The sequence below is a fragment of the Enterobacter sp. C3_dUdeg genome (genome assembly GCF_057536195.1).
In genome coordinates this window covers 191588-205094 of record NZ_BAAKFX010000005.1, presented here as the reverse complement: position 1 = coordinate 205094, position 13507 = coordinate 191588, and the positions used below count along the sequence as shown (strand labels likewise).

Annotated in this window: 10 protein-coding genes and 1 pseudogene; 3 read left to right on the top strand and 8 right to left on the bottom strand. The window is 57.4% G+C overall.

Annotated features, from left to right (window positions below; all coding sequences use genetic code 11):
* The first annotated feature begins 31 nt into the window (after nucleotides 1-31).
* Nucleotides 32-2074: an AsmA family protein gene (locus tag AC27FC_RS14760; protein WP_196355102.1), complete on the top strand. Its 2043-nt coding sequence runs from the start codon at nucleotides 32-34 to the stop codon at nucleotides 2072-2074.
* A gap of 106 nt (nucleotides 2075-2180) precedes the next feature.
* Here AC27FC_RS14760 and AC27FC_RS14755 read toward each other — a convergent pair whose 3' ends face one another.
* The 3 genes from AC27FC_RS14755 to AC27FC_RS14745 form a co-directional block, all read right to left on the bottom strand.
* On the bottom strand, nucleotides 2181-3503 hold the full coding sequence (locus AC27FC_RS14755; protein WP_023309582.1) for an MFS transporter: 1323 nt from the start codon (nucleotides 3501-3503) through the stop codon (nucleotides 2181-2183).
* Nucleotides 3504-3763: 260 nt separating this feature from the next.
* Complete coding sequence (yhjD, locus tag AC27FC_RS14750) at nucleotides 3764-4789, bottom strand: inner membrane protein YhjD (protein ID WP_196355103.1); 1026 nt, start codon at nucleotides 4787-4789, stop codon at nucleotides 3764-3766.
* Nucleotides 4790-4841: 52 nt separating this feature from the next.
* Complete coding sequence (locus AC27FC_RS14745; RefSeq protein WP_045404754.1) at nucleotides 4842-5741, bottom strand: LysR family transcriptional regulator; 900 nt, start codon at nucleotides 5739-5741, stop codon at nucleotides 4842-4844.
* A 119-nt stretch (nucleotides 5742-5860) separates the two neighbouring features.
* Between AC27FC_RS14745 and AC27FC_RS14740 the strand changes: the two genes are divergently transcribed.
* Nucleotides 5861-6619 (top strand): SDR family NAD(P)-dependent oxidoreductase, encoded by a 759-nt coding sequence (locus AC27FC_RS14740; protein ID WP_023309579.1) that lies wholly within the window; start codon nucleotides 5861-5863, stop codon nucleotides 6617-6619.
* A 97-nt stretch (nucleotides 6620-6716) separates the two neighbouring features.
* On the opposite strand, the pseudogene AC27FC_RS14735 reads toward AC27FC_RS14740, so the two are convergent.
* Both AC27FC_RS14735 and AC27FC_RS14730 read right to left on the bottom strand, forming a co-directional pair.
* Nucleotides 6717-6815, bottom strand: a pseudogene (locus AC27FC_RS14735) (lysozyme); the annotation flags it as partial.
* A gap of 71 nt (nucleotides 6816-6886) precedes the next feature.
* Nucleotides 6887-7426 carry a GNAT family N-acetyltransferase gene (locus AC27FC_RS14730; protein ID WP_196355104.1) on the bottom strand — a complete coding sequence of 180 codons (540 nt, stop codon included), beginning with the start codon at nucleotides 7424-7426 and terminating at the stop codon, nucleotides 6887-6889.
* 148 nt (nucleotides 7427-7574) lie between these two features.
* Here AC27FC_RS14730 and AC27FC_RS14725 point away from each other — a divergent pair, with 148 nt between their 5' ends.
* Nucleotides 7575-9164 (top strand): STY4199 family HEPN domain-containing protein, encoded by a 1590-nt coding sequence (locus AC27FC_RS14725; RefSeq protein WP_196355105.1) that lies wholly within the window; start codon nucleotides 7575-7577, stop codon nucleotides 9162-9164.
* A 127-nt stretch (nucleotides 9165-9291) separates the two neighbouring features.
* Here AC27FC_RS14725 and AC27FC_RS14720 read toward each other — a convergent pair whose 3' ends face one another.
* The 3 genes from AC27FC_RS14720 to AC27FC_RS14710 form a co-directional block, all read right to left on the bottom strand.
* Entirely contained in the window at nucleotides 9292-10941 is a 1650-nt protein-coding gene (locus tag AC27FC_RS14720; RefSeq protein ID WP_033146864.1) for an alpha,alpha-trehalase, read from the bottom strand.
* A 181-nt stretch (nucleotides 10942-11122) separates the two neighbouring features.
* Nucleotides 11123-12475: a glutathione-disulfide reductase gene (gene gorA / locus AC27FC_RS14715; protein ID WP_033146863.1), complete on the bottom strand. Its 1353-nt coding sequence runs from the start codon at nucleotides 12473-12475 to the stop codon at nucleotides 11123-11125.
* A gap of 71 nt (nucleotides 12476-12546) precedes the next feature.
* The gene (locus tag AC27FC_RS14710) at nucleotides 12547-13389 is read right to left on the bottom strand and encodes a 23S rRNA (adenine(2030)-N(6))-methyltransferase RlmJ (RefSeq protein WP_032640380.1); all 843 of its coding nucleotides are present in this window, start codon (nucleotides 13387-13389) and stop codon (nucleotides 12547-12549) included.
* Between the last annotated feature and the right edge of the window lie 118 nt (nucleotides 13390-13507).

Genomic DNA, 13507 nt, shown 5'->3' with positions numbered 1-13507 from the left:
ACAGGACAGGTCATCAGGAAAGGGGATAAAAATGACGAGAACAACCAGGGTAATCTCCTGGACAGCAGGGATTTTCTTGTTGTTGATCGTGGTCGTCGCCATCATTATTGCGACGTTTGACTGGAACCGTCTCAAGCCGACCATCAACCAGAAAGTCTCAACCGAACTGAACCGCCCCTTCGCCATACGCGGTGATTTAGGGGTGGTGTGGGAGCGTCAGAAAGAGGAGCCCGGCTGGCGCAGCTGGATCCCCTGGCCACACGTCCATGCCGACGACATCATTCTCGGCAACCCGCCGGATATCCCGGACGTCACCATGATCCACCTGCCGCGCGTTGAGGCCACGCTGGCTCCGCTGGCGCTCCTCACCAAAACGGTCTATCTGCCGTGGATCAAACTTCAGCAGCCCAATGCGCGCCTGATCCGACTCTCAGAAAAAAACAACAACTGGACGTTTAACCTTGCCAGCGACAGCGAAAAAGATCCGAATGCCCGGCCTTCCTCCTGGTCATTCCGTCTCGACAATATTCTTTTCGATCGCGGACGGATCGCCATCGACGATAAGGTCAGCAAGGCGGATGTGGAGATCCTCGTCGATCCGCTGGGCAAACCGCTGCCGTTTAGCGAGGTCACGGGCACGAAAGCAAAAGGCGACGCGGCAAGCGTGGGTGACTATGTCTTCGGCCTGACGGCAAAAGGACGCTACAACGATCGGCCTCTCAGCGGTAAAGGGAAAATAGGCGGCATGCTGGCGCTGCGGAGCGAAGGCACGCCGTTCCCGGTGCAGGCGGACTTCCGTTCCGGTAACACCCGCGTGGCGTTCGTTGGCACGGTCAACGACCCGATGAATATGGGGGGCGTCGATCTTCAGCTTAAATTTGCCGGCGATTCGCTGGGCGAACTGTATGAACTGACCGGCGTGCTGCTGCCGGATACCCCGCCGTTCGAAACGGACGGGCATCTGGTTGCCAAAATCGATACCGAAAAATCGTCCGTTTTTGACTACCGGGACTTCAACGGCCGTATCGGCGACAGCGACATCCACGGCGCGCTGACCTACACCACCGGAAAACCGCGCCCGAAACTGGAAGGGGATGTTGAGTCCCGTCAGCTGCGTCTGGCCGATCTTGGTCCGCTGATTGGCGTGGATTCGGGTAAAGGTACCAGGTCGAAAGAGGTCAAAAAGGATGTTCAGCCTGCGGGCAAAGTGCTGCCATACGATCGCTTCGAAACCGACAAATGGAACGTGATGGATGCGGATGTGCGCTTCAAAGGCGGAAAAATTGAACATGGCAGTATGCTTCCAATCAGCAATCTTTCGACCCATATCCTCCTCAAAAATGCCGATCTGCGCCTGCAGCCGCTGAAGTTCGGCATGGCGGGCGGGACAATTTCTTCGAACATTCATCTGGAAGGCGATAAGAAGCCGATGCAGGGACGGGCGGAGATCCAGGCGCGTCGATTGAAGCTGAAAGAGCTGATGCCGAACGTAGAGCTGATGCAGAAAACCCTCGGGGAAATGAACGGTGATGCCGACATTCGCGGCGTGGGGAACTCGGTGGCGGCGCTGCTGGGCAGCGGCAATGGTAACCTGAAGCTGCTGATGAACGACGGGCTGGTCAGCCGCAACCTGATGGAGATCCTGGGGCTGAACGTCGGTAACTACGTCATCGGGCAAATTTTTGGTGATGACGAGGTGCGGGTGAACTGCGCAGCGGCCAATCTGGATCTGCTTAACGGCGTGGCGCGTCCGCAGATATTTGCCTTCGACACGGAAAACGCGGTGATTAACGTGACCGGGACCGCCAGCATGGCCTCGGAGCAGCTTGATTTGACGATTGACCCGGAAAGTAAGGGGATCCGCATCATCACCCTGCGCTCGCCGCTTTACGTGCGCGGGACCTTCAAAAACCCTCAGGCGGGCGTGAAGCCCGGACCGCTGATTGCGCGCGGTGCGGTGGCTGCGGCCCTGGCGACGCTGGTCACCCCGGCCGCAGCGCTGCTGGCGTTGATTTCGCCGTCAGAAGGCGAGGCCAATCAGTGCCGGACTATTTTGTCGCAGATGAAGAAGTAAAGTGCGGCCCGTTTTTGCCGGGTGGCGCTGCGCTTACCCGGCCTACGGGACTTTCTCCCTCTCCCTGTGGGAGAGGGGCGGGGTGAGGGCATCAGGCCGCAGTGAATTACAGAGCCTGGTGCTTCGTCTCGTGCGTCAGCAGCAGCGCAATCAGCGTCAGCGCCGCCATGGCCGCCAGATAGACCCCCACATAGAACAGACCATAGTTCGCCTGCAGCCAGGTGGCGATATACGGCGCAACGGACGCGCCCAGAATAGAGGCAACGTTGTAGGAGAACGACGCGCCGGTATAACGCACTTCCGTCGGGAACAGCTCAGGCAGCAGCGCGCCCATCGGGCCGAAGGTCAGCCCCATCAGGCTCAGGCCAATCAGCAGATAGGCCATCACCAGCGCCGGGCTACCTGAACCCAGCAGCGGCGGGAAGACGAACAGCGCGAACAGAATAATCAGCGTGGTGATCGTAATCATGCTCGCACGACGACCAAATTTGTCCGCCAGCAGGCCCGCAATCGGTACCATCACGCCAAACCCGATCACCGCCATCATCAGCATCCACAGCACTTCGTTACGCGGCAGGCCCAGGCCAACCGGCGCGGCGGCGGTACTGAACGTCATGGAGTAGACGGTCATGATGTAGAACAGCGTATAGGTTGCCAGCATGATAAACGTGCCCAGCACGGTCACGCGGACGTGTTTGGTCAGCAGCGTACCCAGCGGCACTTTCACCTGCTTGTTCGCCGCGGCCACTTTCGCAAAAACAGGAGTCTCATGCAGCGAAACACGCACATACAGGCCAATCAGCACCAGCACGGCTGAGAAGATAAACGGGAGACGCCAGCCCCAGCTCATGAACTGTTCATCCGTCAGCAGCCAGGAGAGCAGCAGGAACGTCCCGTTGGCAAAGAAGAAGCCAATCGGCGCGCCCAGCTGCGGGAATGAACCGTACAGCGCGCGCTTGCGCGCCGGGGCGTTCTCGGTGGCCAGCAGCGCCGCGCCGCCCCATTCACCGCCCAGCCCCAGACCCTGACCGAAACGCGCCAGCGCCAGCAGGACCGGCGCCAGAATGCCGATGGTTTCATAGGTCGGCAGCAGACCGATGGCCACGGTGGAGATGCCCATCGTCAGCAGCGAGGCCACCAGGGTAACTTTTCGGCCAATGCGATCGCCAAAGTGTCCAAACAGCGCAGATCCAATCGGACGCGCAACAAACGCGATGGCAAAGGTGGCCAGAGACTGCAGCGTGGCCGCCGTCGGATCGCCCTGCGGGAAGAAAATATGCGGGAAGACGATGACCGCGGCGGTGGCATAAATATAAAAGTCGAAGAACTCAATGGCGGTGCCAATCAGCGAGGCGACGACAACTTTATTGCGCGAGTTTACCGGAACGTTTTCCGTTCCTGAGTCGAGTGTGGTGGCTGTTGCTTGCATAATATTTTCTTATTTTTGTCGAACGAAAGGCCATATTACGCACAGCAAAAGCGACATTTCAATCTGTAACAAAGCCGCGCGCTGGTGATAAAAGCAACAAAAAGCGGATAATTTTCAGGCCAGCGAAAACACGTCTATGAAATGCTTCACAGATTTTAAATATCAGTCAATTAAACTGGTTTTCAGTTAAATAAAAGTTACGGACTGGATTTATATGCTGAAATGATGAATCGGGCTGAAATTTCAGCCCGAGAGCGGGGCTAGCCGTGCGTTTTACCGGGCATTCGCGTGTCGCCTTTGTACTCGGCGGTGGCAATCCATGCCGCGCAGAACAGGGTCAGGCGGGCGAAGAAGTAGAAGAAGGCCATCAGTCCCAGCACCGAGCCAAACGCCGCGCCGGAGGGGGATTTCACCAGCGACGGCAGCGTGTAGGTCATCACGATTTTGATCACCTCAAAGCCGATTGCCGCAATCAACGTGCCGCGAATCAGCGCCTTCTTGCGCGGACGATGGCGGGGCAAGCGCCAGAATATCCAGAAGAACAGCAGGTAGTTGGCGAAGATGGAAATGGCCAGCCCAATGCCGCGCCAGGCGGGCTTGAGCCATTCGATGTAATCAAGGTAAAGCGCGGAGATGATCATCTGCTGCGCCGAGCCCGCCACGGAGGTAATGGAAAGCGTCACGATCAGCGCGACAAGCAGGCCAATCAGCGAAACAAAATCGCGGAGATACTTCACCCAGATTTTCTCCTGGTCCTGCGGCTTACGCTCCCAGACGTCGCGCGACTGGGCGCGAATGGCCTCGCGCAGGTTGCCCATCCAGTTAACGCCGGAGTAAAGGGCAATCAGCAAACCGACGATGCCGACGGTGGTACGCTGCTGAACGGCGGTATTGATGGTGCTCTTGAGCGTGCTGGCAAGGGTTGGGTCACTGACGTTATTCAGGATCTTACTGAAGATATCCTGCAGCAGCGTCGGGTGCGACGCGAGCACAAAACCGGCTGCCGCAAACGACACCATCAGGATGGGAATCATCGACAGGAAGGAAAAATAGGTGATGGCGGCACCAAACTGGTTCCCCATGCGGTCATTAAACCGTTCTGTGGCGCGTATCAGGTGCGCAATCATGGGAAGCTGCTGGATCTTTTCTGCCATGCTGGTAACCGTACCCAGCGCTTTGCTGGCTGTTCCCGGCGTTGCGGGCGCTTCAGGCTCGGTTTCCATCTTTTTGATGGGCTCATACTCTAAATGTTGGGTGGGTCGTTGCGGGTTGTTTTCCGGCGTCACGCGCATTTTCCTTTTCGTTGAGCTGGATGTGTTTTTGAATTATAGCTTGCGGCTAGTCCACGTAAGCTTTTGTGAGTTCGGTAAGCCACTCCATGAACAGATGGACCCGGCGGGAGAGGTTGCGGCGGTGAGGGTAAATCAGGGAGACAGGCATCGGTTCGGCCCGGTATTGCGGGAGGATCTCAATCAGTTTCTTCGCGCGCAGTAAATCGCGCACCCCAACCCGCGGAACCTGAATAATGCCCAGCCCGGCGAGACAGGCAGCCTGGTAAGTTTCCGTGCTGTTGACGGTTAACACCCCGCCCGTTTTTATCCACTGCGTCGCACTGCCGTTATAAAACTCAAAGCCCTGCGGGCGGGTTCCCAGCATCGCGGCGTAGTGGATAACGGCGTGCGAGCCTAAATCGTCGAGCGTTTCCGGGTAGCCAAATCGCGCCAGATAATCCGGGCTGGCGCAGTTAATCACCGACAGCTTGCCCAGCGGACGGGCAATCAGCCCTGAATCCTTCAATGTGCCGACGCGCACCACGCAATCAAACCCTTCGCGGATCACATCCACCAGACGATCGCTGCTGCTGAGCTCGAGTTCAATGCCCGGATAGTGCTGCAGAAAAGCAGGCAGTTTGGGGATGACTAAATTTCGAGCAACGCCGACGGGCATATCCACGCGGAGCCGACCGCTGATGCTGGAGGGATCGTGCTGAAACATACCGTCGAGTTCATCAAGGTTTGCCAGCAGATCTTTTGCCCGTTCGTAATAGACCATGCCATCCTGCGTCAGGCTGACGCGGCGCGTGGTGCGGTGCAATAGCTGGGTGCCAAGCCGGTTTTCCAGGGCCTGAATTTGCCGCGAGACGCTGCCTTTCGGCAGGGTTAATGTTTCGGCCGCGCGGGAAAAACTCTCCAGTTCCGCGACGCGGACGAACAACTGCATTGCGTGAATTTTATCCATAGAGGAAGCTCATTGTTGTTTCTGCTGAAACAGTGAAGCGTTTTAACCCATCTTTATTGATTTTCTATCACCTAATAAGCTCTTTCTCAATCTCCTTAACAGCCAAAACGAGGTTTATGATGAGTGAACGTATCGCATTAGTGACGGGTGGTAGCCGTGGTCTGGGTAAAAACGCTGCGTTAAAGCTGGCGGCAGACGGAACGGGAATTGTCCTGACATACAACCGTAGCCAGCAGGAAGCGCTGGATGTTGTGCATGAAATTCAGCAAAAAGGCGTCAACGCAGCGGCATTACAGCTCAACGTCGGGGATATCACGAGTTTTGATCATTTTGCCCGACAGCTTCAGGAAACCCTTAAGACCGTCTGGCAGCGCGAAACCTTTGACTATTTATTGAACAATGCCGGAACGGGTTTATATGCGCCCTATGCCGACACGACGGAAGCCCAGTTTGATGAAGCGCTGAACATTCATTTCAAAGGACCTTTCTTCCTGACCCAGCGCCTGCTGCCGCTGCTTAACGACGGGGGACGTATCCTCAACGTCTCCAGCGGGCTGGCCCGTTTTACCCAGCCGGGCTCTGGGACCTACGCGGCCATGAAGGGAGCGATGGAAGTGCTGACGCGTTATCAGGCGAAAGAGCTGGGCGCGCGCGGAATTTCCGTCAATATCATTGCGCCGGGCGCGATTGAAACCGACTTTGGCGGCGGACGCGTGCGCGACAATGCGGAGCTGAATCAACTTCTGGCCTCGCAGACGGCGCTGGGCCGGGTGGGGCTGCCGGACGATATTGGCGATGCCATTGCGGCACTGCTCAGCGATAAATTGGGCTGGATGAATGCGCAACGTATTGAAGTATCAGGCGGTATGTTCCTGTGATGCACGGGCTTAAGGGGAAGGAACCCCTTAATGAAACCCTTAGTATGGATGTGTCTGCATACTGACAGTGATAAAGAACGCAGGCAGCCATAGCCGATAACCCCTTTTCATCACGATATTTCTCCAGAGAAAGACCCTGATGTTTATTTATTAACGGAATGGCGGCAGAAAATATTTTCAGAGAATGACGTTTGATATTCGTTTCCTCTTAATAGCGACACTAAAGAGGAAACGACGTCCGGGAAATATCTGCTAAAAAGCGGTTGGTCAGGAATTATTATTCAGGTATTCCTGCTGTAATAAACCAAATAGCCAGTCATTTTGCCAGCGCCCCGCAAGGTAATAGCTCTCGCGTAATTCACCTTCCAGACGAAAGCGGGCTTTTTCCAGCAGGCGTCTTGACGCGACATTTCCCGCGGTGACGGTGGCGGTGAGCCGCCGTATACCGCCCTGATCAAAAGCGTAATCGCAAAGCGCTTTCAGGGATTCAAAGCCGTAACCTTTCCCCTGCGCCTCGGGTGCGAAAAGGAAGCCCACTTCGGCGCAGTCTTCCTCCCGATGAATATACCCGGTAACGCCCAGCGGGGCCTGTGAGGCGATGTCACGCACGACGAGACAAAGCCAGTGCGCGCTGCCCGGTGCCCATGGGGCCAGGCGCGAATCAAACGCCTCGCGGATCGCCGCGACGGGGCGGCCTTCCGCCACAAAGCGCATCACGTCCTGGTGCTGCTGTAGCGCCAGAAAAAAGGGCCAGTCTTGCTCCTGCAGGGGCGAACAGGTCAGGCGAGAGGTAATTAAAACCGGCATTCAGATTCTCCTGAAACATTTTAAATCATTTTAGGGTTGTCACTTTATTTCAACAGAAAGTCAGGTATGGTTAACCGCGTATAAATAAAAAGAATAAAGGGCATTTCGTGCCCATTCCGGATGTCTTCGTTGTCGCTTAAGGAAAACAATGACTCTCAGCACATCACATCATATTCGCGAACAGTTTGAACACTGTCTGGCGGTCATTCGCCATGCGTCGGTGGAAATTTTACTCCTTCTGAATGTACATGCTTCTGAGGGAAAAGATCCACGCTGGTTTCTGGAACAACTCGACAGCGCGCGATTAGCTCTGGGCGGCTGGGGAGCCGTTGCGAAAAAACTCAACCTCAATGATGCCGAGATGTCGGAATTTACGCTCCAGCTGCGCCTGCTGCAGCAGCGCGTTCCGCAGTATGAAAGCGGACAGGATGTGAGTGAAAACCAGCTTATTGCGGCGATGCGGTTTGTGACCGCGCTGGAACATCTTCGCCTGCAGCAGCCGCTGTTGACCTACAGCACCGACCTGGCACCGGGAAGCGAACTCCAGCAGCAGCAGGCGCACAAGCAGGTACGCGCGATTGAGCTGATGATCAAAGGGCTCATCCAGCAGGCCTGGCCCGATCAGGTACGGCTGAACAACCATCTTAAGACCCTGTTTAACGCTGACCGCGTGCGGCGCTGGCTGAAGCTTGGCGAGATCAACGATGTCCTCAGCGGCATGATGTTCAGTGAACTGGCGCAGATGCTGGTGGATAAAAAAGAGTTCAGCCGCTATTACGCTTCGCTGTTCAGCGACCCGTCCATGCTGACGCTGCTGGTAGAACCGCGCAAAACGCTGCAAACCTTCCTCGATGACATCCGGCAAATCCGCAACAGCATCACCGTTCAGAAAACGCTAAGCTCGGCGCAAATTCAGCTGCTGGATAGCTACTACGCGCAGATCGCGCGGCCCGTTCAGCGCGCGTTTGAAGAGGGGAGAACGCGCGTCAATCCGGCCGGATTCATGGCGGTAGATGCCAGCGAATTGCATACCTTCTGGGAAAAGGCGCAGAAAATGGATCGGGTCACTGGGGGGGATCTGTTTGAAGTCCGTGACACCATTGAAAAGCCGACCCAGCGCGCGCCGCGTACCCCTGAACAACGTGAGCAGCTCATTTCCGGTGCGCTATGGGGGGCGGTCGGCGTCATGGTGATTGCCATCGTGGCGGGGGGCTTCTGGCTGGTGACCAGCAGCAAACCGCAGCCTGCAACCGCCAGCGCGGCTGAAGCGGCTCCTCCGCAGGAAATGCGCGAGACGCCTTCTTCGCGCGAAACGCTCACGCGCATGGGGGTCACCTGGGACGAGAATAATTTCCGCTCGGCCATTAACCGCAACGATACCCGCGTGACCCTGCTATTTTTGCAGGGCGGTATGGACTGGAAGCTCTCCTGGACCGAAGAGGCGATGTCGGCAGGCTATGACGATGTGCTGGAGCTGATGCTACGCTACCGCCAGAACATGGTGGAAGAGAAGCCGTGCCGTCGCTTCATCAACACGCTCAGCCACGCCATGTCGAACGGCGAGTCTCTGACCTCGGTTCGTAAAGAGTATCTCAAAGTGTTCTGCACCGTGCCTGCCGTGGTGAAACGCCAGCAGCACGATCTCGACATGGCCACTCGCCGCGCGCAGTCGCAGCCGGATGCCACCACGAAAAAATGGCAGTCCATTCAGACTGCCATTTATGAGGTGATTCGCTAAAATTTTTCCCCTCACCCCAGCCCTCTCCCCATAGGGGCGAGGGAGATGAAGAGCGCACCGTGCAGTCCCCTCTCCCCTCTGGGGAGAGGGTTAGGGTGAGGGGTGAGGGCACCAGACCGCACCCCGCTTAAGGCTCCCCATACAACCCAATCAGCCGCCGCACCACGCCGTTCGTCCAGCCAAAACCGTCCTGCAGCGGATACTCACCCCCGCCACCTTCGCGCGGCGTGCTGCTGGCGATGTGGTACTTCTCAATCAGCTTGTGATGCGTCTTATAAAAATGGTTCACCGTATGCAGCCAGCTCCAGGCGATCTCATCGCCCAGCGAGTCGTTGCCGTACTGCTTGAACCCCTGAATCGCCATCCACTGCAGCGGCGCCCAGCCGTTGGGTTTATCCCACTGCTCTCCGGTTTCGTACTCGGTCGCCAGAATTCCGCCCGGCGTCAGCAGACGCGCTTTGACCGCATCCGACAAACGTTCTGCCTGCTCGTGCGTCGCCATTCCAACATACAGCGGCACAATGCTGGCGGCAGAAAACAGCGCCAGCTCTTCGCGTCGCCAGTCGTAATCGCGGTAGCAGCCGCTCTCCTCGTCCCACAGATAGCGGTTCACCGCCGCGCGGCGATCGTTGGCTTTCTGGCGGAACGCCTCTGCCGTCTCTTTATCCCCTTTCGACGCCGAGATGTTGGCGATAGCGCTTTCCAGCTTGAACAGGAAGGCGTTCAGATCGATGGGGATAAACTGCGTCGTGCGGATGCTGGCGAGCCGCGACGGATCGCGCAGCCAGCGGGACGAATAATCCCAGCCGGACGCCGCACCCGCGCGCAGGTCGCGATATACCTCATTGGGCGGACGACCCGAGTGGCGGGCAGTTTCCACGTCCTCAATCCACGATTCGTCGCGCGGGGTATCACGGTCGTCCCAGTAGCGGTTGAGCAGTGAACCGTCCGGCATGCGCACAGCACTGCGGTAAGCCTGGTTAAGCAGCAGCGACTCCGCGCCGTCCATCCAGAAGGCGTATTCCATTTTGAGGTGATCCAGATAGCGTTTCGCACCGCGCACGCCGTCCTCCTCGAACAGCTCCACCATCAGGGCAAAGACCGGCGGCTGCGAGCGGCTGAGGTAATAGGTGCGGTTGCCGTTGGGGATATGCCCGTAGCGTTCAATCAGCCAGGCGAAGTTGTCCGCCATACATTTGAGCAGATCGTTACGGCCGCTCTCCGCCAGCCCCAGCATGGAGAAATAGGAATCCCAGTAGTAGGTCTCGCTGAATCGCCCGCCGGGGACGATATAGGCCTGCGGCAGGGCCAGCAGGGAAGACCAGGGAATATGATCCTGCGGCTCGCGCGTCAGCACCGGCCACAGGTTATCAATATGCTCTTTCAGGGAGAGTCCCGGGTCGGAGACATATTCTGTGCCGTACGTTTCCGGCATCCAGAAGTGGTTCTCCACAAACTGGCGCAGGTCGAAATCCCGGTGGCGTCTGACCTTGCGGTAGCGGATCAGGATATCCAGCGGATCCATCTTCGGCGCGCAGTCGGGGAAAGTTTTACTGTCCGCAAACAGCCGCGTCGACTGCACATGCTCGAACAGTTCAAGATAGCGGTCTGCGGGCGTCAACGCATCGGAGGCAGGTAGCCCCTCGATCATTTCGGGTTCCGGCTCCGCCTCAATCATTTCATCCAGTTTCAACTCGCAGGGATCGGTCTCGTAGCGCAGCTCTTCTGCAATCTCGAACTCGATGTTCTCGGTAGCCTGTAGTTTCTGGTTGAACATGGTGATAGGGACCTCCGGTTGTGTGTTCAAAAGACAGGTTTATCCGGGCGTCTTATAAGCGTAGACATTCGCTTCGGTAGATGGGGAGGGATATGTGCGGTAGATCACTATTTTCGGAGCATTCGTTTTGCAACGATTTATGAATGTTAAAAAAATGCCCCTCGGGTGAGGGGCATCAGGATTAACGCATGGTCACAAACTCTTCCGCGGCCGTCGGGTGGATTGCCACGGTGTTGTCGAAGTCTTTCTTGGTTGCGCCCATCTTCAGCGCCACGGCGAAGCCCTGCAGGATCTCGTCCATACCGAAGCCGATGCCGTGGATGCCGACAATCTTCTCTTCCGGGCCCACGCAGACCAGCTTCATGCGGCACGGCTGACGGTGAGAGGTGACGGCGGTGTACATGGCGGTAAACGCCGATTTATACACTTTCACCTGGTCGTCGCCGTACTGTTCGCGCGCCTGCGGCTCGGTTAAGCCGACGGTGCCGATTGGCGGGTGGCTGAAGACCACGGTCGGGATGTTGCTGTAGTCCAGATGCTCGTCCGGCTTGTTGTTGAACAGGCGCTCGGAGAGACGACGACCCGCCGCAACGGCGACCGGCGTCAGCTCAACCGCGCCGGTGTTATCGCCGACCGCATAAATGCCCGGTACGCTGGTGTTCTGGAATTTATCGACGACGATATAGCCTTTTTCGTCGGTTTTCACGCCCGTCACGCCCAGGTTGAAGTTATCGTTCGCAGGTTCACGGCCAATCGCCCAGATCAGGCAATCGACGGTCTGGCTGCGGCCATCTTCCAGCTCAAGCGTCAGGCTACCATCCGCGTTTTTCACCACCGCTTTTGGCACGGCGTTGGTGTGCAGGGTCGGGCCTTCGGTGTTCATCACTTCAACCAGCGTATCGACAATCAGCGGGTCAAAGCTGCGCAGCGGCGCGTGTTTACGTACGAACAGGTGCGCTTCCGCGCCCAGGCCGTTAATCACGCCAGCCAGTTCCACCGCGATATAGCCCGCGCCAACAACGGCAACGCGTTTTGGCAGGGCAGGCAGCTCGAAGAAACCGTCGGAGTCGATGCCGTATTCCACGCCCGGGATGTTCGGGTGGCTCGGACGACCGCCGGTGGCGATCAGGATGTGATCGGCGGTGATCGTCTCGCCGTTCACTTCGATCGTTTTCGCGTCCACAAAGCGGGCGAAACCGTGGATAACATCGACGTTATTTTTACCCAGCACGTTGTCGTACGAGGTGTGAATGCGGTCGATGTAGGCGGTACGGCTGGCGATCAGTTTGTCCCAGTCGAAGCGGTTGATGGTGGTGTCAAAGCCGTAGTCCGGGCCATACATATGGATAGCTTCACGGATCTGCGCCGCATGCCACATTACTTTCTTCGGTACACAACCCACGTTCACGCAGGTGCCGCCCAGCGCTTTGGCTTCAATCAGCGCGCACTTCTGGCCGTACATGGCCGCACGGTTGATGGAGGCGATGCCGCCGCTGCCGCCGCCGATTGCGATGTAGTCATAATGCTTAGTCATTGCTTTTGTCCTTAATCGTGAATTGCCGCGATTGTATACCTGAAATCAATAGTTTCCACCGATGACTGCGATTACTCCGGCACGATCCAACTGACGGTGGCGTGGCCTGTACCGGCGGGCACCAGCGTTTTATGCAGCCACGGCAGCACGTTGTTCATCTGCGCTTCGAGCTTCCACGGCGGGTTGATCACAATCATGCCGGAGGCGGTCATGCCGCGCTGATCGCTGTCAGGGCGTACCGCCAGCTCGATCTGCAGGATCTTGCGGATGCCGGTCGCTTCCAGGTCTTTGATCATGCGTTTGATTTGCGCGCGCAGCACCACCGGGTACCACAGGGCATAGGTGCCGGTAGCAAAGCGTTTGTAGCCTTCGTGGATGCCGGTTACCACCGCCTGATAGTCGGTTTTGATTTCGTACGGCGGGTCGATCAGCACCAGGCCACGACGGGAAACCGGCGGCAGTTTGGCCTTCAGCTGCTGGTAACCGTCGGCTTTTTCCACGCGGGCGCGGCTGTCTTTCTGGAATTCGGAACGCAGCAGCGGGAAGTCGCTCGGATGCAGTTCGGTCAACTGAAGGCTGTCCTGCTCGCGCAGCAGCTGGCGTGCAATCAGCGGTGAGCCAGGGTAGTAGCGCAGCTGGCCGTTGCGGTTGAAGTGATTCACCACGCCGATGTAAGGCTCCAGCTCGGCAGGCAGGTCGTCCTGCTGCCAGATGCGGGCAATCCCTTCCAGATATTCACCGGTACGCTCGGCATGCTCGCCGCTCAGCTGATAACGGCCCGCGCCCGCGTGCGTGTCCAGATAGAGAAACGGCTTCTCTTTCTCTTTGAGCGATTCGATGATCAGGCTCTGAACGGTGTGTTTAAGGACGTCGGCGTGGTTGCCTGCGTGGAAGCTGTGGCGATAACTGAGCATGGATGAATGTGTTCCAGGTAGTAAACGTAGGCCCGATAAGCGTAACGCCATCGGGCAAAAATAGAGCGTATCGCCACAGTATACAGAAAAGTTTCCACCGCCGCGAAAGCGCAACGCC